At 72.4% G+C, this 24597-nt stretch carries 22 protein-coding genes; 2 read left to right on the top strand and 20 right to left on the bottom strand.

Translation table 11 applies throughout. The annotated features are described in order from the left end of the window. Nucleotides 1–135: 135 nt before the first annotated feature. The 9 genes from ACFQS1_RS06860 to ACFQS1_RS06820 form a co-directional block, all read right to left on the bottom strand. A complete protein-coding gene (locus ACFQS1_RS06860; protein ID WP_378965269.1) occupies nt 136–1764 on the bottom strand; it encodes a molybdopterin-dependent oxidoreductase in 1629 nt (542 codons plus the stop codon). 69 nt (nt 1765–1833) lie between these two features. Next, nucleotides 1834–3567, bottom strand: coding sequence for a M16 family metallopeptidase (locus ACFQS1_RS06855; RefSeq protein WP_378965268.1), 1734 nt, complete (start codon nt 3565–3567; stop codon nt 1834–1836). Next, a complete protein-coding gene (locus ACFQS1_RS06850; RefSeq protein WP_378965267.1) occupies nt 3564–4517 on the bottom strand; it encodes a hypothetical protein in 954 nt (317 codons plus the stop codon). Before ACFQS1_RS06850 ends, ACFQS1_RS06855 begins: the two co-directional genes overlap by 4 nt. A 54-nt stretch (nt 4518–4571) precedes the next feature. Next, complete coding sequence (locus ACFQS1_RS06845; RefSeq protein WP_378965265.1) at nt 4572–5756, bottom strand: ROK family protein; 1185 nt, start codon at nt 5754–5756, stop codon at nt 4572–4574. Between the two features lie 31 nt (nt 5757–5787). Next, a complete protein-coding gene (locus ACFQS1_RS06840) occupies nt 5788–7044 on the bottom strand; it encodes a sugar ABC transporter permease (RefSeq protein ID WP_378965264.1) in 1257 nt (418 codons plus the stop codon). Beyond that, nucleotides 7041–7856, bottom strand: coding sequence for an ATP-binding cassette domain-containing protein (locus ACFQS1_RS06835; RefSeq protein ID WP_378965263.1), 816 nt, complete (start codon nt 7854–7856; stop codon nt 7041–7043). Before ACFQS1_RS06835 ends, ACFQS1_RS06840 begins: the two co-directional genes overlap by 4 nt. A gap of 155 nt (nt 7857–8011) precedes the next feature. After that, a complete protein-coding gene (locus ACFQS1_RS06830) occupies nt 8012–9115 on the bottom strand; it encodes a sugar ABC transporter substrate-binding protein (RefSeq protein WP_378965262.1) in 1104 nt (367 codons plus the stop codon). A gap of 368 nt (nt 9116–9483) precedes the next feature. Beyond that, a complete protein-coding gene (ybaK, locus tag ACFQS1_RS06825; RefSeq protein ID WP_378965261.1) occupies nt 9484–9969 on the bottom strand; it encodes a Cys-tRNA(Pro) deacylase in 486 nt (161 codons plus the stop codon). A gap of 32 nt (nt 9970–10001) precedes the next feature. Then, nucleotides 10002–11177, bottom strand: a complete 1176-nt coding sequence (locus ACFQS1_RS06820; protein ID WP_378965259.1) for a class I SAM-dependent methyltransferase — start codon at nt 11175–11177, stop codon at nt 10002–10004. Between the two features lie 226 nt (nt 11178–11403). Here ACFQS1_RS06820 and groES point away from each other — a divergent pair, with 226 nt between their 5' ends. Next, entirely contained in the window at nt 11404–11718 is a 315-nt protein-coding gene (groES, locus tag ACFQS1_RS06815; protein WP_084297906.1) for a co-chaperone GroES, read from the top strand. Between the two features lie 70 nt (nt 11719–11788). Then, nucleotides 11789–13441, top strand: a complete 1653-nt coding sequence (groL, locus tag ACFQS1_RS06810) for a chaperonin GroEL (protein WP_378965258.1) — start codon at nt 11789–11791, stop codon at nt 13439–13441. Between the two features lie 114 nt (nt 13442–13555). Here groL and ACFQS1_RS06805 read toward each other — a convergent pair whose 3' ends face one another. The 11 genes from ACFQS1_RS06805 to ACFQS1_RS06755 form a co-directional block, all read right to left on the bottom strand. Continuing rightward, nucleotides 13556–15358, bottom strand: coding sequence for an ABC transporter ATP-binding protein (locus ACFQS1_RS06805; protein WP_378965257.1), 1803 nt, complete (start codon nt 15356–15358; stop codon nt 13556–13558). Next, a complete protein-coding gene (locus ACFQS1_RS06800) occupies nt 15355–17049 on the bottom strand; it encodes an ABC transporter ATP-binding protein (RefSeq protein WP_378965255.1) in 1695 nt (564 codons plus the stop codon). The genes ACFQS1_RS06805 and ACFQS1_RS06800 overlap by 4 nt, the downstream gene beginning before the upstream one ends. An 84-nt stretch (nt 17050–17133) precedes the next feature. Beyond that, entirely contained in the window at nt 17134–17388 is a 255-nt protein-coding gene (locus tag ACFQS1_RS06795; protein ID WP_378965254.1) for a hypothetical protein, read from the bottom strand. A gap of 9 nt (nt 17389–17397) precedes the next feature. Beyond that, entirely contained in the window at nt 17398–18450 is a 1053-nt protein-coding gene (gene tsaD / locus ACFQS1_RS06790) for a tRNA (adenosine(37)-N6)-threonylcarbamoyltransferase complex transferase subunit TsaD (protein WP_378965253.1), read from the bottom strand. Further along, complete coding sequence (rimI, locus tag ACFQS1_RS06785; RefSeq protein ID WP_378965425.1) at nt 18443–18877, bottom strand: ribosomal protein S18-alanine N-acetyltransferase; 435 nt, start codon at nt 18875–18877, stop codon at nt 18443–18445. Before rimI ends, tsaD begins: the two co-directional genes overlap by 8 nt. Nucleotides 18878–18960: 83 nt before the next feature. Further along, on the bottom strand, nt 18961–19617 hold the full coding sequence (gene tsaB / locus ACFQS1_RS06780) for a tRNA (adenosine(37)-N6)-threonylcarbamoyltransferase complex dimerization subunit type 1 TsaB (RefSeq protein ID WP_378965252.1): 657 nt from the start codon (nt 19615–19617) through the stop codon (nt 18961–18963). A 9-nt stretch (nt 19618–19626) separates the two neighbouring features. Then, a complete protein-coding gene (gene ung, locus ACFQS1_RS06775; RefSeq protein ID WP_378965251.1) occupies nt 19627–20301 on the bottom strand; it encodes a uracil-DNA glycosylase in 675 nt (224 codons plus the stop codon). Continuing rightward, nucleotides 20298–20756 carry a tRNA (adenosine(37)-N6)-threonylcarbamoyltransferase complex ATPase subunit type 1 TsaE gene (gene tsaE / locus ACFQS1_RS06770; RefSeq protein ID WP_378965249.1) on the bottom strand — a complete coding sequence of 153 codons (459 nt, stop codon included), beginning with the start codon at nt 20754–20756 and terminating at the stop codon, nt 20298–20300. Before tsaE ends, ung begins: the two co-directional genes overlap by 4 nt. Further along, nucleotides 20753–21829 (bottom strand): alpha/beta fold hydrolase, encoded by a 1077-nt coding sequence (locus ACFQS1_RS06765; RefSeq protein WP_378965248.1) that lies wholly within the window; start codon nt 21827–21829, stop codon nt 20753–20755. Before ACFQS1_RS06765 ends, tsaE begins: the two co-directional genes overlap by 4 nt. Further along, entirely contained in the window at nt 21826–22959 is a 1134-nt protein-coding gene (alr, locus tag ACFQS1_RS06760; RefSeq protein WP_378965246.1) for an alanine racemase, read from the bottom strand. Before alr ends, ACFQS1_RS06765 begins: the two co-directional genes overlap by 4 nt. Before the next feature lie 114 nt (nt 22960–23073). Next, a complete protein-coding gene (locus ACFQS1_RS06755; protein WP_378965245.1) occupies nt 23074–24525 on the bottom strand; it encodes an NAD(P)H-hydrate dehydratase in 1452 nt (483 codons plus the stop codon). Between the last annotated feature and the right edge of the window lie 72 nt (nt 24526–24597).

The following is a 24597-nucleotide window of genomic DNA, read 5'->3' as shown; positions in this document are numbered from 1 at the left end:
CGGTACCTGGTCGGAGACCGCTGGGTACCGCGGTACGGCGACCCTTCAACAACCGCATCGGTGGACATACAAGCCACCGTATGAGCGACTTGCGTTCCCGAGCCGCACTGGTAGTGCGACCGCGCACCAATGGCACTAGCCCACGCTGACCTGCACGGAATGCCATCCCGTCGCCCCGTCCGGCGCCGGGTCCGCGGGCGTCGAGGTCTGGGTGTACCCGGAGTTGTCGGTTGCGCGTACCCGGATAGTGTGCTTTCCCTCGGTCGCCTGCCAGGAGTAACTCCACTGCCGCCAGGTGTCGCTCGAGACCGTCGCCGCCAGCGTGGCCTCGGCCCACGCGCCGCCGTCGATCTGGATCTCCACCAGTTTGATGCCGACGTGCTGGGCCCAGGCCACGCCCGCGATCACCACGGTGCCCGGCGAGCGCTCGGCCCCGTCGCGCGGCGTGTCGATCCGCGACTCGGTCTTGATCGGCGCCTGCTGGGCCCAGCCGCGCGGCACCCAGTAGGCATCGAAGTCCGCGAATCGCGACAGCTCGATCTCGGTGATCCACTTGCAGGCGCTGACGTAGCCGTACAGGCCGGGCACCACCATCCGCACCGGGAAGCCGTGGTTCACCGGCAGCGGCTCGCCGTTCATCCCGATCGCGAGCAGCGCGTCCCGGCCGTCGAGCAGCGTCGCGGTCGGCGTGCCGCAGGTCCAGCCGTCCACCGCCCGCTGCACGACCTGGTCGGCGCCGGGCAGCGGACCGGCCTCCTCGAGCAGTTGATTGATCGGCGTGCCCAGCCACCGCGCGTTGCCGATGAGATCACCGCCCACCTCGTTCGACACGCAGGCCAGCGTCACGTACCGCTCGATCATCGGCCGCTGGAGCAGCTGGTCCCAGGTGATGGTGATCGGATTGCGCACCATCCCGTGGATCCGCAACTGCCACGTCGCCGGATCGACCTGCGGCGGATACAGCGCCGTGTCGATCCGATAGAAGTCCTTGTTGGGCGAGATGTAGGGCGTCGCCCCCGGCGCCTGCACACCGGCCGGCAGCGGCGGCGCGGTCTGCCGCGCCGCCGGCAGAACGACTTCCTTGCGCGCCGCGGTCACGGCCTTGCGCGAGGTGAGCAGCCGTCCGCCGACACCCGCGACCAGAGCGGCGCCGGCCGTGATCCCGCACGCTTTGAGGAAGCGCCGCCGGCTTTCGGGATCAATTTTGCGGTACGGGCCGGGTGACGCTCCCCGGCGCGGGGCGACGGCGCCGTCGTGGTCCGGGCCGTCTCCCGCCGCCGGGCCGGCGCCGACCCGGGCCGGTTCGACCATCCGGGCCGGTGGCGCCGAGGCGAGGTCCGCGCCCGCCAGGTCCAGCAGATAGCGCAGCACCCAGACCGCCAGCCCGGCCCCGACCAGCGTCGGCACGGCCGCCAGCGCACCGGCGTCGTGCCGGGTCACCGCCGCCGCCACCCCGATCGCCGCGAACAGCCCGATCCCGGCCAGCGCCCACCGCCACGAGCGCAGCGCGACCACGCCCACCCCGTACGCGTAAATCGCCAGCAGAATCGCGGTGCCGGTGATCAACGCGGTCTTGTCGTGCACGCCGAACACCTGCACGCCGAAGTCCTTCACCGGCGCCGGCACGTGATCGACCACGACCCCGCCCACCGCCAGCAGCGGCGCCGACAGCGGCCCGGTCCAGACCGCGACCACCTCGGCGACGCCCACGGCCGCCCCGGCCGCCGCCACGCCGGAGAGCCCGGCGCGCACCAAAAGATTCACCTCATCATCGTGCCGCGCGAACGGACCGCCGACGACTTTCGTCATCGGCCGGTAAGAATTTCGCTCCGGCTACGGCTCTTCGGCATCCGCGAGCCGGCGGAGCACGCCGAGCCCGGTCCAGACCTGGTGGGCGAAGTAGGCGCCGAGGCCACCGAGGAAGAGGATGCCGGCCGCGGCTCCGCTGTCGCCGCGCGCCAGGGCGACCGCCGAGATCGCCACCCCGCCGGCGAACAGCAAGCTGCCCAGCACTTTGAGGAGCAGCGAAAGTTGCGTCCGGGTGCTCGCCCGGCGGAAGCCGGTAAGCACCTTCTGCACCCGGATGGCGGCGGCCTGAAGCCCGGCGGGCGGGACCGGCCGGGGTCGCGGCCGGGGGATCGAGCCCGGCTCGCGGGGTGGCTGGCCGACCCGGATCTCCGGGCCGACCCGCGCGTCGATGGCCGCCACCGCCTGCGGGCCGTTCGCCGACAGGGTGGGCTCGACCCGGATCGCGGTGCCGTCGGCGCCGAAGAGCTGGCGCGCCCCGTCGGGCCAGGCCCGCACCAGGACGCAGTCGTCGAACCGCACGGTCGTCAGGGTGCCGCCGGCCGTCGCGGTGACCCCGTCGGGACCGACCACCAGCCGTTCGCCGGAGTCCTCGAGCGAGGCGTACGCCGTGCCGGTCACCGCGGACGCCGAGGCGAGCGGAGCCGCGGCGAAGCCGGCCCAGTCGGCGGGCTCCGGCGCCATCAGCAGGCCGGAGTCCCAGGCCGCCGCGGCCACGTCGGCCACGTCCGCGACGGTGACCGCCCGGGCGGCCGCGAGCGCATCCTCGACGTCCTCCACCGGGCGGCCGCTGAGCAGGGCGAACGCCTGGGCGGGCAGGCGCGCCGCGGACTCCTCCCCGTGCCGCAGCGCCTCGGCTCGCTGGTTGACCACCGCGGCGACGTCGGCCGGGTCGATCCGGCCGAACCGCAACGCGGCCAGCACGTCGACGAATCCGCCGAGGACCGCGCCGTGCTTCTCGGGCAGGGCGTCGGCGATCGCGGTGATCACGGCGGAGTCGGCGCCGACCGGCTGGTAGTCGGTCTTGGCGATGTAGGACAGGCCGGCCTCCTGACGCAGTTCGCGGAAGAGGACCCGCTCGAGCACCGCGGCGAAGACGCCGGCGGCGGTGGAGCGCGGCACCATCGCGTCCCAGGCCACGAGGCCGGGCGAGCCGGGAAAGAACGCCGGCGTGCCGGGCAGCGCCGAGGATGGCGCCGGCGCGGGGCGGCGGGCGCCCGCGGGCAGGTCCAGCCGCAGGTCGGCGGGCAGGGCGTCGCCGGCCACCCACAGCACGACGTTCTCCCGGGTGAAGTAGCGGGCCACCCAGGCGCGGAGGTCATCTTCGGTGATCGCGGGCAGACCCCACTCGGGGTAGGCGACGGTGCCATAGTCGCGCCCGCCGTGCCGCCACAGGGCCAGCGGCTCGGCCACCCCGGGCGTACGGCCGTTCGCCTCGGCCTGGAGCAAGTCGCGCTCCGCCGCCAGCCGCCGCATCGGCAGATCCCGCAGCGCGGCGCACACTCCGTTGAGGAATGTCGCCACGTCCTTCTCGGCGCCTCGCATGTGGAAGTAGGTGAACTCGACCCCGGTGGCGCCGTTGTAGTGGTAGTCGGCGACCCCGACCGAGTGCAGCGCCAGGTGCTCGACCAGGTGGGTGATGCCGCGGCGGGCCAGCGGCTCGTCCGCGATGCCGACCCGGAAGACCAGGCCGGCATGGCTGGGCCCGGTGGCGGGCGCCAGCAGCACGGGTACGCCGTCGCTCTCGAACTGCTTGATCATCGGGCGTCTTCCACGGTCCGCCGGGCTTCGGCCCGCCGCGCCGGGATCACCGTGTGCGGGTCGCCCAGGTAGTCCCACGGTCGTTCGCTGCCGAAGTTCCCCAGCAGCGCGAACGCCGCGTCGGCCGATCGCAGGTCGCCGGCCAGGCTGAACGCCATGGCGAAAACGCCGGCCGCCCGCACCCAGCCGATCGTGCGGCGGAAGTCGGCGTGCCAGATCGATCGCTGCGCGGCCTCGACGAGCTCGGCCTGCCGGTCGGCAAGGTACTGCTGGTCGTCGGGCTCGGGCAGATCGGTCCAGTGCTCGATGTGGGCCTCCGCGACCAGCGACCCGGCGTGCGAGCCGGGCGGCGCGGCCAGCATCGCCTCGCGGGCGAACGCGTGCAGCTCGTCCCAGTTGCCGGTCCACTTCGGGCACAGCTCTTGCAGGAGCTGCACCTGGCCCGGCACATGGTGCGGATCGGTCGCGGCGAGCCGGTCGTACCGGCGGCGCGCCTCGGGGCCGCCGAGGGACAGCCCCCGCGCGGTGGGCAGCCGGCACACCCAGACCGCCGGGTCCTCGGGATGGCGGGCGGCCGCCTCGATCAGCACCTGCTCGGCCTTGCACAGCCAGCCGTGGAACTCGGCGAATTGCTCCCGGCTCACGAACTGCGCCGGCCGCCGGGTGCGGATGCGCCAGCCGACCTCGGTGAAATGCGCACCGAGCATCGCCGCGGCCGCGGCGTCGGCCGGGTCCTTGGCCAGCACCCCGTGCAGGAAACCGGCCAGGTCGAAGCGCTCGGCCCCGATGCGGATGAGCTCGGTCCGCTCCGCCGGCTCGACCCGGTCGAGCACCGCCCGCGCGTCCGGCCAGCTCCACCCGGCGAGTGCTTTTCGCAGCTCGGCCACCTCGGGATAGATCCATCCCGGATCGAGCACGACGTTGCCGTTCACCGCCACGGCGCGGAGCATAGATGATCTCCACGGGTCCCGCCGTCCGCCTTCCGGGCGGGTTTCCGGCGGGTTTCAGGCCAGCAGCATGGGATCTTCGAGGAGGTGCTCGAACGCCAGCTCGGCGGCGCCGATCAGGGCCGCGTCGTAGCCGAGCTCGGGGGTGCGCAGGCGGATGTGCTCGCGACAGGCCGGCAGCGCGATGGCGTTCAGGCGGCTGCGGATCTGCGCGGCCGCCACCAGGTAGACATCCCGGAGCGTGCCGCCGAAGATGACGGCCTCCGGGTTGAAGATGTTCATGAGGTTGCCCACGCCGAAGCCGATCCACTCGCCGACCTGGCGCACGGCGAACTGGGCCTGGCTGTCGCCGCGCATGGCGGCGTCCACCACGCCGAGCACCGCCTCGCGACCGCATTGGTCGCTGCGACCGGCGTGCTTGAGCAGCGCGAACTCGCCGATCTCGGTCTCCCAGCAGCCGCGCGAGCCGCAGCTGCACTCCCGGCCGTACGGGTTGACCACCATGTGGCCGACCTCGCCGCCGTATCCACCGTGGCCGGCCACCCGGCGGCCGTCGGCGATGATGCCGGCGCCGACGCCGACGTCGCCGTAGAGATAGACAACGTTGTCGCAGCCGGCCGCGGCGCCCCGGCTGTGCTCGACCAGCGCCGACACGTCGGCGTGGTTGCCCACCGTGAGCTGGCCGGCGTCGCCGAGCTCGGCGCGCAGCGCGGCGCCGACCGGCTCCTCGACCCAGCCGATCGTGGGCGCGAGCCGCACCATGCCGTCCTGGCGCCGGACCATGCCGGCGACCGCCACGCCGGTGCCGATGTAGCGGGCGTCGCCGGAAACCGCGGCCCGCATCTCGTGCACGAAGCTCGACAGGGGCTGCACCGCGTCCAGCACCTGCATGCCGCGCGGCCGGTCGGTCTCCCGGCGGTCCAGGATCTGTCCGCCGAGGCCGACCCGGGCCGCGCGCAGGCGGTCGACCTCGATGCTCAGGGCGTACGCATAGACCTTGGCCGACTCGGGCCGGACGACCAGCGACGGTCGCCCGGCCCGGCCGACGGTCTCCCGCGGCGCCGCCTCGCTGACCAGCCCTGCGGTGGTCAGCTCGGCGGTCAGGGCCCCGATGGTGCTGCGGTTGAGGCCGAGCCGGCTGGTCAGTTCCGCCCGGGACGTCGCGCCGTGCACGTGCACGTATCGCAGCAGCGTCCCGAGGTTGTGCCGGCGAACCTCCTCCTGGCTGGGGCCGGCCCGCATCAGCGTGCCGTCCCCGCACCCAGGATGTCGTTCACCGGTTTCCGGTGGACGCCGCTCTGCGCCGCGCGAGGGCATCGACGCTGGCGGCGATCAGCAGGATCAGGCCGGTCACGATGTACTTGGTGCCGGACGAGTAGCCCATCAGGCCCATGCCGTTGTCGATCACGGTGATCACCGCGCCACCGATGACCGCGTTGATCGCCTTGCCCTTGCCGCCGAAGAGGCTGGTGCCGCCGATGACCGCCGCGCCCACCGAGTACAGCAGGATGTTGCTGCCGCCGGTGTTCGGGTCGACCGAGTTGGCCCGGCTGACGGCGAGGATGCCACCGACCGAGGCCATGAACGAGCCGATCACGAAAACCGAGATGCGGATCCGGTCGACCGGGATACCGGCCCGGCGGGCCGCCTCGGTGTTGCCGCCGACCGCGTAGACGTGCCGGCCGTAGGTGGTGCGGCTGAGGATGAACGTCCAGATGACCAGGAAGACCGCGATGATCGGGGCGACGATCGGCACGCCCTTCACCGAGTTGAGCACCGGGTTGATCGAGCGCTCCTGGGTGAGCAGCGCGGTGGCGACGAGCAGCACGATCGCGAGGCCGGCGATCCGCATCGCCACGATCCCGATCGGATCGGTCACCAGGTTGCGGGCGGCGCGGCTGCGGACCTGGTTGAGCTGGGCCGCGGCGTAGCCGACGATCGCGATGATGGTGAGGATCCAGCTGATGGCCACCGACAGGTTGCCGTTGGCCAGCTTGAGCACGAACGTGTCGTTGATCGAGATGTTCTTGCCGCCGCCGAGCAGCTTCAGCAGGATGCCCTGGAAGGCGAGGAACGCGGCGAGGGTGACCACGAAGGACGGGATGCCGAACTTCGCGACCAGGAAGCCGAGCACGAAGCCGATCACGATGCCGGTGACCATGGCAGCGGGGATGGCGCCGTACCACGGCCAGTCGTGATTGGTCAGCAGGATCGCCATGATCGCGCCGCAGACGCCGGAGGCGAAGCCGGCGGAGAGGTCGATCTCGCCCAGCAGCAGGACGAAGACCAGGCCCATCGCGATGAAGACGTACTGCGCGCCCTGCGAGAACAGGTTCGCGAAGTTCAGCGAGCTGAAGAACGTGTCCCGGGCGACGCCGAAGATCAGGCAGAGAATGATCAGGCCCAGGACGGCCGGCAGACTGCCGAGGTCACCGCCGCGGACACGGCCCCAGTAATCGTGGATGTGACTCGAGACGGTCGGCTTGACGACCTTGACGCCGCCGGCCGTGGTGGTCGTGGTGGTGCTCACTGGTCGCCTCCGGGCGTGATGTCGACGACGTCGCCGTTGAACTCGGACGGCTTCTCGGGGGGCAGGCCGATGTTGCCGCTGCGTCCGGCGGTGATCAGCTCCACGACCTGGGAGTGGGTCACGTCCGTGGCCTTGACCTGGGCGGCCATCCGGCCCAGGTAGAGTGCCGCGATCCGGTCGGACACCGCGAAGACGTCGTTCATGTTGTGCGAGATCAGCACGACCCCGAGGCCGTTGTCCGCGAGGCGGCGGACCAGCTCCAGCACCTGGGCGGTCTGCGCGACGCCGAGCGCGGCGGTGGGCTCGTCGAGGATCACGATGCGGCTGTTCCAGAGCACCGCCTTGGCGATCGCCACGGTCTGCCGCTGGCCACCGGAGAGGCTGGCCACGAGCTGCCGGAGCGACTTGACCGTGCGGACCGAGAGGCTCGCGAGCGTGTCGCCGGCCATCTGTTCCATGGTGGGCTCGTCGAGGACGATGCCGCGCTTCTTCTCCCGGCCGAGGAACATGTTCTGGACGATGTCGAGGTTGTCGCAGAGGGCGAGGTCCTGATAGACGACCTCGATGCCGAGCGCGGAAGCGTCGCGCGGGCTGTGGATCGCCACCGGGTTGCCCTCGAAGGTGATCGTGCCCGAGTCGATCGTGTAGATACCGCTGACGCACTTGACCAGCGTCGACTTGCCGGCGCCGTTGTCGCCGACGAGAGCCGTGACCTCGCCGGGGTAGACGCTCAGGCCGACGTCATGCAGGACCTGAACGGGACCGAAGCTCTTGTCGATCCCGCTGAGCTCCAGAAGGGGTGTCGCGGCCACGCTGGTTCTCCTTCGCTAAGTGACCGGTTTCGTCGTGGCTCCGCCACAGGCGAGAAGGGTGGGGGTGACCCAACTCCGGCGCCGCCCACCCCCGGTGCCCCGGGAGTGAGCGGCGCCGTCGTCAGCCGTTCGGGACTAGCCCGTCACAACTCGGGTCAGCTGATGCCCGCGTCCGTGCACGCCTTGGCGAACTCGGCGGTGCAGACCTCCGCCTTGGTGACGAAGCCGTCAGCGATGACGTCCTTCACGTTCTCCTTGGTGATGGCCTGCGGGGTCAGCAGCACCGAGGCGACGTCCTTCTTCGACTCCGGGTCGGTGACCTTGCCGGTGGCCGTGGTCGGCTTCTGGCCCTTGGCGATCGCGATGGCCAGCTCGGAGGCCGCGTCGGCCTCCTGCTTGATCGCCTTGTAGACCGTCATGCACTGGTCGCCGGCGAGGATGTTCTGCAGACCCTGAACGGTAGCGTCCTGGCCGGTCACCGGGACCTGGCCGTTGAGCTTGTTCTTCTTCAGAACCGAGATGACCGCGTTGCCGAGGCCGTCGTTCGCCGCGAGGACGCCCTTGATGTCCTTCTTCTGGGTCAGCATCTGCTCGAAGATCGTGCCGCCCTGCGCGTTGTCCCAGTCCGGAACGGACTGGTTCGGGCCCTTGACCAGGGTGCCGTCGGCGTACAGCGGGTTGAGCACCGAGTCGTAGCCCTGGGCGAACAGGGTGGCGTTGTTGTCGGTCGGGGAGCCGTTGAGCTCGGCGACGACCGGCTTGGTGTAGTTCTTGGCCTTGAGACAGTCGACCAGGCCCTGGCCCTGCAGCTCGCCGACCTTCACGTTGTCGAACGACACGTAGTAGTCCGCGCCACCGTTGAGGGTGAGGCGGTCGTAGTCGATCGTCGCGATACCGGCGGCCTTGGCCTTGTCCAGCACGGCCTTGCCGGTGCCGGAGTCCAGGTTGACGATGATGAGGACCTTGACGCCGCTCGAGATCATGCCGTCGGCGATGGTCTGGAACTGGGTCTTGTCACCCTGCGCGTTCTGGATGTCGGCCTGCACACCGGCCGCCTTGAAGGCGTCCGTGAGGTACTTCAGGTCCGCGGTCGCCCATCGAGCCGAGCTCTTGGTGTCGGGGAGGATGACGCCTACCTTGCCGGTGGACGAGCCGCTGTCGCCGCCGCTACCGGAATCGCCGTTGTCGTCGCCACAGGCGGCCATGCTGCCGGTCGCCAGGAGGCCGACCGCGGCAAGGGCGAACAGTCCCTTACGCATTCCTTGTGTCCTTTCGGGTAAATCCGGGCCTTCGATCGGATTCGATGGTGTGCGCTGCGGGAGTGTCGCTCCCCGAGACGCCGAGTGATCAGGAGCTAGTTTGTTGTGCCCGGCAACGTATTCCCGTTGCGCCCCGTCGCACAAGCCGTGCGCCCCGGCGATCTCATAACCCGGCATAACAATCCGGCAACACGGCGGTGACACGGGTAATCGGGCCCTGCCGATGGCCGGAGGACTGCCCCGGACGATCGCCTAAGGTCGCTCACATGGTGACGCTAAGTCACTCCCATGCCTGTTCTCGTCCGATCTCGGGATAAAGATCCCCGAGGTCAGTAACGTTGTCGTAACGGCTTGGCACCGATCGAGTTTTATGCCCTGATTGCGGCGGTAACAGCGCCGGTCAGCCGGATCAGATCGCGCGGCGCCAGGCCCACCTGAAGACCGCGGCGGCCCGCCGAGACGAACATGCGGTCCAGCGCGAGCGCCGACGAGTCCACCACCGTCGGCAGCTTCTTGCGCTGACCGAGCGGGCTGATGCCGCCCCGGACGTAACCGCTGCTGCGCTCGGCCGCGGCCCGCTCGGCGAGCACGGCCCGCTTGCCGCCGGCCGCGCCGGCGAGGGCTTTGAGATCGAGGTCGCCGGTGACCGGCACGACGCCGACGACCAGCCCGCCGTCGACCTCGGCGATGAGGGTCTTGAAGACCCGCTCGGGCCCGATCCCCAGCGCCCGCGCCACGAGCGCGCCGTAGTTGGGCGCGTCCGGGGAGACGTCGTAGGGGTGCAGGGTGTGCTCGACCTGCTGGTCGCTGAGCACGGCGGTCGCCGGGGTGCCGGCCGCGGGCTTCTTGGCCATAGCCCAGGAACGTACTCCTGCTCAGATCGGGCTCAGATCGGGCGGCAGAGCAGCGCGGTGGGCGCGCCGGCCACCCGGGTCAGCACCATCGACGCCGCCTCGGGCCCGGAGAGGCGCAGGTCACGGCGGAGTTGATCGGGCTCGAGGGCGGAGCCGCGCTTGCGGATCTCGAGGCGGCCGACGCCGCGCTCGCGCAGCAGGGCACGCAGCCGTTTCAAAGAGAACTGCAGCACATCGGTTATCTCCAGGCGGCGGCCGAACGCGGTGTCGGCGGGCTCGTCGGCGTACACGTAGGCGATCTCGCGATCGGCGAGGCGACCCCCGACGCTCGCCGCGAACTCGGCGACCAGGTGCGAGCGCACGACGGCCGGATCGGGGTCGTAGACGTAGCGGCCCACCGGGCCCACCGATGCCTTCGCCAGGCCGCTGCCGGTGATCCCGCCCCTGCGGGAGCCCAGCAGCGTGGCGCGGCGGGGGACCTCGGCCAGCGGGCCGCACCAGAAGGCGGCCTCGACCAGGTCACCGTCGACGCTCACCCACTCGCCCTCGGCGCCCGGCGGCAGCAGGGCGTGGTCGATGCCGGGCGCCAGCTTGAGCACCGTGCGCGGCACCCGCTCGGCGAGCCCGGCGACGAAGTCCCACGGCGGCGAGTACGAGCCGGGGTCGAACACCCGGCCGCGGCCCGCCCGGCGCCGCGCGGGGTCGGCGAAGACCGCGTCGTAGTCCTCGACCCGGACCGAGGTGGCGTCCGCGCAGTCGACCGTGATCCGATCGTCGAGGCCGAGGGCGCGCACGTTGGCGGCGGCGACCCCGGCGGTCAGCGGGTCGGCGTCCACGGCGTACACGAAAATCCCGGCACTTGCCGCCGCCAGCGCGTCCGAGCCCAGGCCGCACCCCAGATCGGCCATGGTCCGGACCCCGGCGGCCGCGAGGCGCGCCGCCCGGCGCTCCGCCACCACCGCTCGCGTCGCCTGCTCGAGCCCGGGACGGGTGAAGAACATCCGCGCGGCCCGCTCGCCGAACTTCGCGGTGGCCTTGCGACGCAGCTCCACCTGAGTGAGCGCGGCGGCGGCGAGCTCCGGATCGACGCCCGTCGACCTCAGCGCCGACGCCGCCGCCAGCGGATCGCCATGATCCACAGCCGCGGCGGTGGCCAGGGCGTTCACCCCTTCGGGGGTATGGAGGCGGGCCAGGAGTTCCGGAGTCACGAAGGCATTCTCCCCGGCGTGCCGAGACTGGCACTCTGGTTGACGGAGTGCTAGTTCCGGCATAACCTCGCGGTTAGCACTCTCAACATGAGGGTGCCAACCGGACGCCCTCATGGCGGACGGTTAGGCACCAGGCGGACCGGCACCCGCGACGACGGCCCCGCCCGGTGGCATGAGGCATGAGACCGGCCTGGTTCATGGCCGGCAAACCTGTACCCAGGAGGGTATGCCCGTGACTACCGCGACCAAGGTTGCGATCAAGCCGCTCGAGGACCGCATCGTGGTCCAGGCGAACGAGGCTGAGACCACCACGGCGTCGGGCATCGTGATCCCCGACACCGCCAAGGAGAAGCCGCAGGAGGGCACCGTCCTCGCTGTCGGCCCGGGCCGCATCGACGACAAGGGCAACCGCGTCCCGATCGACGTCCAGGTGGGCGACACGGTTCTCTACTCGAAGTACGGCGGCACCGAGGTCAAGTACGCCGGCGAGGAGTACCTGGTGCTCTCCGCCCGCGACGTCCTCGCGGTCATCGAGAAGTGACCTACTGACAGTGCTCGCCGCCCTGGCCCGGCTTCCGGGTCAGGGCGGTGGCGCGTGAAGGGACCTATACATGGCGAAGATTCTCAGCTTCTCTGACGACGCGCGGCACCTGCTGGAGCACGGCGTCAACACGCTCGCCGACACGGTCAAGGTCACGCTCGGCCCGCGTGGGCGCAACGTCGTCCTGGACAAGAAGTTCGGCGCGCCCACGATCACCAACGACGGCGTCACCATCGCCAAGGAGATCGAGCTCACCGACCCGTACCAGAACCTCGGCGCCCAGCTGGTCAAGGAGGTGGCGACGAAGACCAACGACGTCGCCGGCGACGGGACCACCACGGCGACCGTTCTCGCCCAGGCGCTGGTCCGCGAGGGCCTGCGCAACGTGACCGCCGGCGCCAACCCGCTCGGCCTCAAGCGCGGCATGGATCAGGCGGCCGAGGCCGTCTCCAAGGCGCTGCTGGCCAAGGCGGTGGAGGTCGACGACCACAAGGCGATCGCCAACGTCGCCACCATCTCGGCCCAGGACGCCACCATCGGCGAGCTGATCGCCGAGGCGATGGACCGGGTCGGCCGCGACGGCGTCATCACCGTCGAGGAGGGCTCGGCGATGCTGACCGAGCTCGAGGTCACCGAGGGTCTGCAGTTCGACAAGGGCTTCATCTCGCCGAACTTCGTGACCGACGCCGAGTCGCAGGAGGCCGTCCTCGAGGACGCGTACATCCTGATCACCACGCAGAAGATCGCCAGCATCGAGGAGCTCCTCCCGCTGCTGGAGCAGGTGCTGCAGTCCGGCAAGCCGCTGCTGATCATCGCGGAGGACGTCGAGGGCCAGGCCCTGTCCACCCTGGTGGTCAACTCGATCCGCAAGACCGTCAAGGTCGCCGCGGTGAAGGCGCCCGGCTTCGGCGACCGGCGCAAGGCGATGCTGCAGGACATGGCGATCGCCACCGGCGGCGAGCTGATCGCGCCGGAGCTCGGCTACAAGCTCGACCAGGTCACCCTCGACATGCTGGGCCGGGCCCGGCGCATCGTGGTCGACAAGGAGAACACCACCATCGTCGACGGTGGCGGCAAGACGTCCGAGGTTGCCGACCGGGTCGCGCAGATCCGCAAGGAGATCGAGGCGTCCGACTCCGACTGGGACAAGGAGAAGCTGGCCGAGCGGCTGGCGAAGCTCTCCGGCGGCATCGCGGTGATCAAGGTCGGCGCGGCCACCGAGGTCGAGATGAAGGAGCGCAAGCACCGCATCGAGGACGCCATCTCGGCGACCCGGGCGGCCGTCGAGGAGGGCACCGTCCCCGGCGGCGGCGCCGCCCTCGCGCAGGTCGCCAAGGATCTCGACGGCGGCCTCGGCCTGACCGGCGAGGAGGCGATCGGCGTCGGCATCGTGCGCAAGGCGCTGGTCGAGCCGCTGCGCTGGATCGCGCAGAACGCCGGCCACGACGGCTACGTCGTGGTGGGCAAGGTCGACGAGCTGGGCTGGGGCCACGGCCTCAACGCGGCCACCGACGAGTACGTCGACCTGGCCGCGTCCGGCATCATCGACCCGGTGAAGGTGACCCGCAACGCGGTCTCCAACGCCGTGTCGATCGCCGGCCTGCTGCTGACCACGGAAAGCCTCGTGGTCGACAAGCCGGCCGAGCCGGAGCCGGCCGCCAGCGGCGGCGGGCACGGGCACAGCCACGGTGGCCACAGCCACCAGCACGGCCCGGGCTTCTGATCGTTCGTTCCACCGATAAAGGGCGCGCCGGCCGGCGCGCCCTTTTCGCGTCCCCACCCCACCCTGGCGCGGCGCGTCACCCTCGCCGCTGGGCGTTCAGCCTCGGCGCGACGATCACGGCGTCAGCGGGGTGACGCCGACCGTGTCGGCCAAGGGCTCGTCGGTGTCCTCCGGGGTGCGCTCGCCGTGCCAGGAACGCCACAGCGACGCATACGGGCCGTTCGCCGCGACCAGTTCGTCGTGCGAGCCCAGCTCGGTGATCCGGCCGTCCTCGACGACGGCGACCCGGTCGGCGTCGTGTGCCGAGAAGAGCCGGTGCGCGATCGCCACCACGGTGCGCCCGTGCAGCACCGCGGCCAGCGACCGTTCCAGGTCGCGCGCCGCTCGCGGGTCGAGCAGCGACGTGGCCTCGTCGAGCACCAGAGTGTGCGGGCCGGCCAGGACCAGCCGGGCCAGCGCGATCTGCTGCGCCTGCGCCGCCGACAGCGGATGACCGCCGGCGCCGACCGTTGTCGCCAATCCGTCGGGCAGCGCCAGCGCCCAGTCGAGCGCGTCCACCGCCGCCAGCGCCGATCGCACCCGCTCCGCGCCGGCGTCGGGACGCACCATCGCCACGTTGTCCGACACCGAGCCGATGAAGACGTGATGCTCCTGGCTGACCAGCGCCACCTCGGCGCGCAGCTGGTCGAGCGGCAGATCGCGGAGCGGTGTGCCGCCCACCGTGATCGTCCCGCCGGTGGGCTCGTGCACCCCGGCCAGCAGCCGGCCGAGCGTCGACTTGCCCGCCCCGGACGGGCCGACGATCGCGAGCCGCTCCCCCGGCTCCAGCGTCAGGTCGATCCCGTGCAGGACCTCGCGCCCCGGCACGTACGCGAAATGCACGTCACGGACCTCGATGCGGGTCCCATCCGGCCGCGCCGCCGCGGCCGCGACCGGCGGCTCGTCCGCCGCGACGCCGAGCAGGCGGGCCAGCGACGCGGTGCCCACCTGCAGCTCGTCGAGCCAGCCGAGCAGCCGGTCGAGCGGATCGATCAGCAGCTGGACGTAGACGACCGCGGCGGTGAGCTGGCCGAGAGTGACCGAGTCGTGCAGATAGAGCAGCCCGCCGACCAGCAGCGTCGACACCACCGGCAGCACGTAACCGACCTCGACCGCGGGGAACCAGACGGTGCGCAGGAACAGCGTGTATTTCTCGGCCAGCCAGGTGCGGCGCAGGTCGGCGTCGGTGCGCTCGATCCGGCGGCGCCGGCGGCGCAGCGCGTCGACCGTGCGGGCGCCTTCGACGGTCTCGGCGAGGCCGTCGGTCACCATCGAATACTCGGCGTTCTGCTTCAGATAGGCCGCCGGGGACCGCCGCAGATACCACCGGGTGCCGGCCCACAGGATCGGGACCGCGGTCAGCAGCGGCAGCGCGAGCAGCGGGGTGACCACGGCGAGCGCGCCCACCACCAGCAGGATCGTGATGACCGCGATCATCGTCTCGGGCACCGCGAGCCGCACGCAGCGCGACATCGCGTCCACGTCCCGGGTCGTCCGGGTCAGCAGGTCACCGCTGCCCGCCCGCTCCACCGTGGACAGCGGCAGGGCGAGCACCCGCTCGACGAACTCCTCGCGCAGGCCGGCCAGGACCCGCTCGCCGAGCTGGGCGGAAGACAGGTATGCAAACCGGGTCAGCACCGCCTGAAGCACCACGAAGCCGGCGATCAGCGCCGCGAGCCGGTCGACGAGGCCCGCGCCCCGGCCGTGCTGGATGCCCTCGACCAGCTCGCCCAGCAGGCGTGGCCCGGCCAGGCCGGCGATCGCGGCGAGGACGTGCAGCGTGACCGCGCCCCAGAGCACCCGCGGATAGCGCCGGAACAGCTCGCGGACGTACCGCCGCACCTGCGAGTTGTCGGCGACCGGCAACAGCGCGCTCATGCCGGGCCTTCGTCTCGCAGCACCGTGCGGGCATAGCGGGGCTCGCGGTCGAGCAGGGCGTGGTGGGTGCCGGTGGCGGCCAGCCGGCCGCGCTCGACGAAGCAGACCCGGTCGACCCGGTCGAGGACCAGCGGGCTGGACGTGCAGATCACCGTGGTGCGGCCGGCCCGGGCGGTGATCAGCCGCTCGGCGATGCGCGCCTCGGTGTGCGCGTCGACCGCGCTGGTCGGCTCGACCAGGATCAGCGTATCGGGGTCGGCCACCAGCGCCCGGGCCAGGCGCAGCCGCTGCTGTTGCCCGCCGGAGAAGGACCGGCCGCGCTCGGCCACCTCGCTGTCGAGCCCGTCGGGCAGCGCCTCGACGATGTCGGTCGCGGCCGCCGTGTGCAGCGCGGCGGGCAGCGAGCCGCGGTCGTGCGGGTCGAGATCGTCGCGCAGCCGGCCGGTGAACAGGCGGGCGTCGTTGTCGGCCACCAGGATCCGCTCGCGGACCGTGGCCATCGCGAACTCCCCGAGCGGCCGGCCGCCGGCCGTGCCGCCCTCGGCGTAGCGACCCAGGCGGTCGGCGATCTCCGCGGCCTCGGCGGGCGCGGTCGCCACGATCGCGGTGATCTCGCCGGGGTGGATGACCACACCGGACCGTGGGTCGGCGAGGTCGCCGGCCAGCCGCTCGGGCCGTAGCGGCGCGGACGGGTCGGGCAGGTCGGTGACGGCGCCGAGCATGGCCACGACCCGGCGGCCCGCCACGTGGCCGCGAGTGATCTTGTCGAGCGTCTCGGTGAGCTGCCGCAGCGGGGCGACCAGGAAGGCCGCGTACGCGTAGAAGGAGACCAGCTGCCCCACCGTGATCCGGCCGCTCAGCGCGAAGTGTGCGCCCAGCCAGGTGACCAGCACCAGGAAGACGCCGGGCAGCAGCACCTGGGCGGCCTCGAGCAGGGACTCGACCCGCGCGGTGCGGACCCCGGCCGCCCGCAGCGACTGCGACTCGGCGCGATAGCGCTCGGCCATCACCGCCTCGCCGCCCACGCCGCGCAGCACCCGCAGGCCGCCCACCAGGTCGGCGGCCCGGCCGGTGAGCAGGCCCTGCTGCTCGCGGGTGACCTGCTGCCGGTGGTGCAGCGGCTTGATCAGCAGGCCGACGACGGCCATCAGGATCGGCACGCCGAGCACCACGACGAGGCCGAGCGGCACCGAGGTGTACAGCAGGATGACTGTCACCGTGACGACCGCGACCAGCGAGCCGGTGCCGCGGGCGGTGATGTCGACGGCAGCGCCGAGCGCCCGGATGTCGGCGGTGCCGATGGCCACCACCTCGCCGGTGTCGAGCCGCCGGGACAGCGCCGAGCCGAGCCGGGCGGCCTGCCGCACGGTGATCTGGACGGTGACGAACATGGCGCCCACGAAGTTGACCACCGCGAACCGGTGCCGGGACACGCCCGCGATCGCCTGGCCGGCGCCGGCGGCGAGCAGCACGAGACACCAGAGCAGCAGGTCGTGCTCGTCGCGCCGGGTCGCGGCGTCGATGGCCCGGCCGATGATGGCGGGCACGACGGCCTGGCAGAGCATCCAGACGACGGCCAGCACGATGGCGGCGGCGACGGTCAGCTTGAAGCGCCGGACCAGCCAGCCCAGGAAGTGGGTGGCGGACCGGCCGTCGGGTACGCCGGGGTCGGCGTCGGGCAGCGCGCGCATCAGGTCCCCGACGTTACGGACGGGGTCTGACAGTTTGCGACCCGTTTCCTACCGGCGCCCGGCCTCGGGCCGGTCCGATCGGTGCTACCGATCGACCGGACTGAAGTCCCACACGTGCGGTGCGCGGGCCACCAACTTGGCCGGCGGCGCGGGCAGGCTCTCCGGGGTGCTGCGCCATTTCGAGATGACCACAATGCGGTGGTCGGTCGACGAGTACACCTCGCTCGACACGTGCTGCGGCAGGACCTCGATCCGGGGCACCGCCACGTCGCAGACCCAGGTCAGCAGCTCGTCGAAGCCGCTGCCGAGGGCCCGCACCTCCCACATCCGCGCGATCATGCTGGCTTCCTACCCCGCCACGCTGACCGAGGTCAATGCCATCGAGGAATCGGCGGGCAGATCGAGACGCGACGGCGCGACGCCGGCCGCCACCAGCCGCGAGCCGAGGGCGGCGACCATCGCGCCGTTGTCCGTGCACAACTGGGGGCGCGGAACGCGTACGCGAATCCCGTGCTTTTCCGCCTTTTGCTCCGCCAGGGTGCGCAACCGTGAATTGGCCGCCACCCCACCCCCGATGATCAGGGTTTCCACGCCGTGGGCCCGGCACGCGTCGATCGCCTTGGCGGTCAGCACGTCGCAGACCGCCTCCTGGAAGCTCGCCGACACGTCGGCCACCGGCACCGGCTCGCCATCGCGCTCGCGCGCCTCGACCCAGCGCGCGACCGCGGTCTTGAGGCCGGAGAAGGAGAAGTCGAAGCGGTGCGCCGCAAGGTCTTTGGGCGCGGTCAGTCCACGAGGGAACGCGATCGCGGCCGGATCGCCCTCGCGCGCCCGCCGGTCGATCACCGGGCCGCCCGGGAAGCCCAGCCCGAGCAGGCGCGCGACCTTGTCGAACGCCTCGCCGGCCGCGTCGTCGATGGTGGCACCGAGCGGGGTCACGCCGTTGGTCAGGTCGTCGACCAGCAGCAGCGACGAGTGCCCGCCGGAGACCAGCATCGCGACCGCGGGCTCGGGCAGCGGACCGTGCTCCAAAGTGTCCACCGCCACGTGCGCGGCGAGATGGTTGACGCCGTAGAGGGGCTTGTCGGCCGCCAGCGCGTACCCCTTCGCGGCGGCGACCCCGACCAGCAGCGCACCGGCGAGCCCGGGACCGCTGGTCACCGCGATCGCGTCGATGTCGGCCAGGGTGACCTCGGCCTCGTCGAGCGCGCGCCGCATGGTCGGCACGATCGCCTCGAGGTGGGCGCGGCTGGCGACCTCGGGCACCACCCCGCCGAACCGGGCATGCTGCTCCACACTGGACGCCAGCGCGTCGGCGAGCAGGGTGTGGCCGCGCACGATGCCCACGCCGGTCTCGTCGCAGGAGGTCTCGATCCCGAGGACCAGGGGCTCGTCAGGCATTGCGCATCATCACCAGGGCGTCGGTGTTGCTCGGTTGGTAATAGCCGCGCCGGATCGCGACCGGCTCGAAGTCGTACATGGCGTACAGCCGCTGGGCCGGCGCGTTGTCGACGGCGACCTCCAGCAGCGTCTGCTTGACGCCGCGCCGCGCGGCCTCGGCCAGCAACGCCTCGAGCATGGCGCGCCCGACGCCGCCGCGCTGGGCGGTGCGGCGGACGGCGATGTTCTGCACCCAGGACTCGTCGGCGGTCACCGAGAGACCGGCGTAGCCGAGCACCTGCTCGCCGTCGAGCGCGACCAGGTAGAAGTTGCGCTGGGCCAGTTCGTTCCAGAACATCGCCGACGACCATTTCTCGACGCCGAACAGGTCTTCCTCGATCGGCAGCACCTGGGCGATGTGCCACCACCGAAAGCGTTCGATGCGCACCCGGCCGTCACCCACCCGGCCGACACCCACTGGGCCGTTCTCACCCACGGGGCTCTTGTCTCCCACCAGGTCTTCGGCGGCCATCAGGTCAGCACGGGCTTGCGGCCGGCCGGTTCGACGGCGTCGGGACGCCGCAGGTAGAGCGGCGTGAGCGGCTCGCTCGGCACGGCCTCGCGAATCCGCTCGGCCGCGAGGGCCACGAGGGCGGCGCCGGGTGGATAGAGGAGATGCTCTTCCACGGGTACGCCGAAGATGTCCCCATATTTGAGGCCACCCTCGCCGCACACGCGCTCGTAGTCGCCGGTCACCTCGGCCGGCTTGGCCACCTCGGGACCGGCGGTGCGCACCCCGTCCAGATAGGTCGCGTAATAGACCTCGCGCCGGCGCGCGTCGGTGGCGACCAGCACCCGGCCCGGGCCGGCGGCGCGGCCGAGCCCGTCGAGCGAGCACACGCCGTACGTCGGGATGCCGAGCGCCTGCGCCATGCTCGCGCCGGTGGCCAGCCCGACCCGCAAGCCGGTGAACGGCCCCGGCCCCAGCCCGGCGACGATCGCCGCGAGGTCGGCCGGGCGGGCGCCCGCCTCGGCCAGCACCGCCGCGATCTCGGGCGCCAGCCTCTCCCCGTGCGCGCGGGGGTCGACGGTGCGCCGCTCGGCGACCCCGCGCAGGCCGTCGGCGGTGACCTCCACCAGCGCGGCCGTCGACGCGGGGGTCGCGGTGTCCAGAGCTAGAACGAGCACGTGCCGACCCTAACGCGGATCCCAGTCGATCAGCGGGCGACCGCCGTCGGCCAGGGCCTTGTTGGCCGCGCTGAACGGGCGGACGCCCAGGAAGCCCTCGCGATTGAGCGGGCTGGGGTGGCCGGCCTCGAGCACCGCGTGTGCCGGATTGGTGATCAGCACGGCCTTCTTGCGGGCGTACCCGCCCCACAGCAGGAACACGACCCGCTCGCTGCGGGCGTTCAGCGCCCGGATGGTGGCGTCGGTGAAGGCCTCCCAGCCCTTGCCGCCGTGCGAGGCGGCGGCCCCGCCGCGCACGGTCAGCACCGCGTTGAGCAGCAGCACGCCCTGCCGGGCCCAGCCGGTGAGATCGCCGGACTTCGGCGGCGCGACGCCGACGTCCGCCGCCAGCTCCTTGAAGACGTTGCGCAGCGACGGCGGGATCCGGACGCCGTCGCGGACGCTGAAGCTCAGCCCGTGCGCCTGCCCCGGCCCGTGGTACGGGTCCTGGCCGAGGATCAGCACCCGGGTCTCGGCCGGCGGGCACAGCCGGTACGCCGCGAACAGGTCCTCGATCGGGGGATAGATGGTGTGCGCCGCATACTCGGCGGCCACGAACTCGCCGAGCTTCGCCGTGCCTTCCGGGTCGAGGAAGGGGGTCAGCTCGTCCCGCCACTCGGCCGGCAGCAGGTCGGGAAGATTCACTGGCTCTCCAGTCGGGTCAAGCGGGTGGCCCAGTCGCCGCCGTGCGGCACCAGCTCCACCACCCGGGTGTCGTCGTCCAGGCGGTCGATCCGGACCTGGAGATATTCGTCGTTGAGCTGCTCGACCAGGCCCGCGCCCCACTCCACGACGGTGACCGCGTCCTCGGCCGAGGCGTCCAGATCGAGGTCGTCGATCTCGGCGCGCGGGTCGGGCCGGTCGCCGAGACGGTACGCGTCGGCGTGCACCAGCGGGACGGGACCCCGGTGCACGCGGGCGATCACGAAGGTCGGCGAGGTGATCGCGCCGTCGACGCCCAGCCCGGCGCCGATGCCCTGCACCAGGGCGGTCTTGCCGGCGCCCAGCGGGCCGGTGAGCAGCAGCAGATCCCCGGCCCGGAGGATGCCGGCCAGCCGCCGCCCGAAGGCCCGGGTGTCCTCGACCGTGGCGAGCTTCATGAGATCTTCTCCACGAACGGCAGCATGGCGGCGTTGACCTCGTCGGACTTCTCCAGCATGACCATGTGGCCGGTGTTCTCGACGGTTACGAGCCGGGCGTCGGGCAGCCGCTTGATGATCTCTTCGGAGTGCGCGACCGGGGTCAGATAGTCCCGGTCGCCGACGATGACCAGCACCGGGACCCCGCGCAGGGCGGCCAGCGCCGGATAGCGGTTGTGGTTGTACAGCGTCGTCAAATACCTGGTCAGCGTCTCGACCGAGGTCTTGCCGTTCATCCCCTCCACGAACGAGACCAACGACGGGCTCGGCTTGGCGTCGCCGAAGCCGTACCGCCGGGTGAGCAGCCAGGCCAGGTCGGAGGAGGCGAACCGGGCCCGCTCGATCACGTTGCCGCCCAGGTGGGCGGCGGTCCCCCAGAGCGGGAAGAACGGCGCGCTGGCCCGCGCGACCAGCGACGGCAGCGCCAGCTTGGCGCGGTCGACCAGCCGGGCCGAGGTGGAGATCAGCACGACGCCGGTGACCCGGTCGCCGAACCACTGCGGATACTTCTCGGCGAACGACATGATGGTCATGCCGCCCATCGAGTGGCCGACCAGGATGATGTGGCCGTCCGGCACGGTCGCGTCCAGCACGGCGGCGAGCGACTCGCCGAGCCCGGCGATGTCGTAGTTGCCCGACTTGAGCCTGCCCGACCGGCCGTGGCCGGGCTGGTCGTAGAAGACCAGCCGATGATCACCGCGTTCGCCGAACAGCTTGCGCTGGAAGTAGAACGTGCCCATGTCCAGCGCGAAGCCGTGCACGAAGACGATCGTCGGCTTGTCGGTCGGCTCCGTCGGCTCGACCACCTCGACGTGCAGGTCGGTGCCATCGGCGGCGGTGACGGTGAGCTGGGCGTCGAAGGGCTGGTCGCCGAAGTCCTCGTCGGCGTGCGGGTCGCCGGGGGCGTTGACCGAGCGGCGGACCAGCGCGCGCTCGACCGCGAACGCCGTGGCCAGGCCGGCCGCCACCACGCCGATCGCGGCGCCGGCGATGCCGACCTGTTTGGCCCGGCGCCGCGGGATCTTGGGGCTCACGCGGCCGTCACCGTGCCCGCGGCGCCGTCGTACACCCGGGGGACGCGCGAGCTGCCGAACCGGGTCACGATCTCGTAGTTGATCGTGCCGACCACCTCGGCCCAGTCGTCGGCGGTCGGACCGCCGTCGTCGCCCGGGCCGAAGAGCGTGGCGATGTCGCCGGCTGCCACCTCGTCGTCGCCGACGTCGAGGACGATCTGATCCATGCAGACCCGGCCGGCCACCGTGCGGCGCTTGCCGCCCAGCTGCACCGGCCCCGCGTTCGACGCGGCGCGCGGCACGCCGTCCGCGTAGCCGAGCGGCACCAGTGCCAGCGTCGTCTCGCGCTCGGTGAAATAGGCGTGGCCGTACGAGACGCCCTGACCGGCCGGGACGCGCTTGGTCTGCGCGACCCGGGCCCGCGCGGTCATCGCCGGGCGCAGGCCGAACGTCTCCCCCGGCACCGGCGACAGGCCGTAGACCGCGATGCCCGGCCGGACCAGGTCGTAGTGGGCGTCGGGGCGGGTGAGCGTGGCCGCCGAGTTGGCGATGTGCCGATAGCGCGGGGCTATCCCGAGCCGCTCGGCCACGGCCAGCCCGTCGGCGAACGCGGCGAGCTGACGGTCGGTGATCTCGTCGCCGGGCGCGTCGGAGCTGACGAAGTGGCTCCACACCCCGACCACGTCGATGACGCCGTCGGCCTGCGCCTTCGCCGCGGCCTCCAGCACCGCCGGCCATTCGGCCGCCGTGGCGCCACCGCGCGAGAGGCCGGTGTCCAGCTTCAGGTGTACGCGTGCCGGCCGCTCCGCGCGGCGGGCCGCCTCGACCAGCTCGCCGACCATCGGCAGCGAGCTCGCGGACAGGTCGATGCCGGCCGCGACCCCGTCGTGCAGCGGCATGCCCGGCGAGTGCAGCCAGGCCAGCACCGGCACGTCCAGGCCGGCCCGGCGCAGCTCCAGCCCCTCGCCGAGGGTGGCCACGCCGAGCCAGGTCGCCCCGCCCGCCAGCGCCGCCCGGGCGGACGGCAGCATGCCGTGCCCGTAGCCGTCGCCCTTCACCACCGCCATCACCTCGGCGGTCGTGCCGGCGCGCATCAGCGCCACGTTGTCCCGGATGGCGTCCAGATCGATCCGGACCTCGGCCTGCCACATGATTCCCAGCCTACTGATCGGTATGACGATTTCCGTTACGGCGGCCCACCCGCTCGACCTGTGGATCTGGTGCGTCGCGACGAGCGGAAGCGGCGCCCTCGGGCCACCGGCGGCTCACTCCAGCAGCGCCGCCACCGCCGGCCGGAGCGCGGCCGCGACGTCGGACGAGGTCACCGGGCCGTCGTCGGCCGCCCAGCGACCGGCCAGGCCGTGCGCGTACGCCGCCGCGATCGCCGCCCGCTCGGGCGACAGCCCACCGGCCAGCAGCGAGCCGAGCAGGCCGGCGAGCACGTCGCCGCTGCCGGCGGTGGCCAGCGCGGAGCTGCCGGTCGGGTTGACCCAGACCTCGCCGCCCGGCGTCGCCACGATCGTCCGGTCGCCCTTGAGCAGCACCACCGCGTTGATCCAGGCGGCCAGCCGGCACGCGGCGCCCACCCGGTCGGCGCCGGGCGCCTCGCCCGCCAGCCGCTTGAACTCCCCGTCGTGCGGCGTGATCACCAGCGGCGCGTCCCGGCGCAGGTCTTCCGCGTGCGAGCCGTCCACCAGCAGCGTCAGGGCGTCGGCGTCGAGCACCACCGGCACCGACGTGGCGAGCACCGTGCGCAGCGTCGTGCGCGCCTCGTCGTCGGTGCCGAGGCCGGAGCCGCACACCCAGGCCTGCACCCGGCCGGCGTCGAGGACGCGGCTCACCGCGACCACCGACGGATGCGCCCGAACCACCTCGCGGTGGGCGCTCCCCGCGTAGCGCACCATGCCGGTGGGGCCGGCCAGCGCTCCGCTCGTCGACAGCAGCGCGGCCCCCGGATATTGCGCCGACCCGGTCGCGATGCCGACCACGCCGCGGGTGTATTTGTCGGAAGCCGGGCCCGGGGCCGGCCACCACTCGGCGATGTCGGCGGCATCCGGCACCCGCACCGCGGGGCCGGCCCTCAGCACCGGGCCGAGCCCGATGTCGACCAGCTCCACCTGCCCGCAGCGCACCGCGGCCGGGCCGACCACGTGGGCCGGTTTGAGGCAGCCGAAGGTCACCGTGACGTCGGCCGTGACCGCCTCGCCCGGCACGTCGCCGGTGTCGACCGCCACCCCGCTCGGCACGTCGACCGCGACCACCGGCGGCCGGCCGCCGGAGCGCCCGCGCAGGTCACCCAGGCGGGCGACATGACCCGCCGCCGGCGCCCGGAGCCCGCCGCTCGCCCCGATGCCGACGATGCCGTCCAGCACGAGATCGGCCCGGTCGGGCATCTCCCGCACCGAGCGGCCGCCGGCCGCCCGCAGCGCCGCCAGACCCGCCAGGTGGACCCGGTCGGGCCGTAGCAGCAGCGCCCGCACCTGGGCGCCCCGGCGGGCCAGCGCGGCGCCCGCGTAGAGCGTGTCGCCGCCGTTGTCGCCGCTGCCGACCAGGAGCAGCACCCGCGCGCCGTACACCCCGCCGTCGTCCTCCAGAAGCAGCGCGCAACGCCGGGCCAGGCCGGCCGCGGCGCGCTGCATGAGCGTGCCCTCCGGCAGCGTCGCCATCAGCGCCTTCTCGGCCGCTCGCACGTCCGCGACCCGCCATGCCTGCCGCATCCGTCCTGCCCTCCCAAGCCGTTCGTGATGCCGTCGGTTCTACGGCCCGGGTACGACAATTTCGCGTTCGCG

It is taken from the genome of Paractinoplanes rhizophilus (assembly GCF_042664765.1).
GTDB classification, from domain to species: domain Bacteria; phylum Actinomycetota; class Actinomycetes; order Mycobacteriales; family Micromonosporaceae; genus Actinoplanes; species Actinoplanes rhizophilus.
This window is presented reverse-complemented; position numbering and strand designations above follow the sequence as displayed.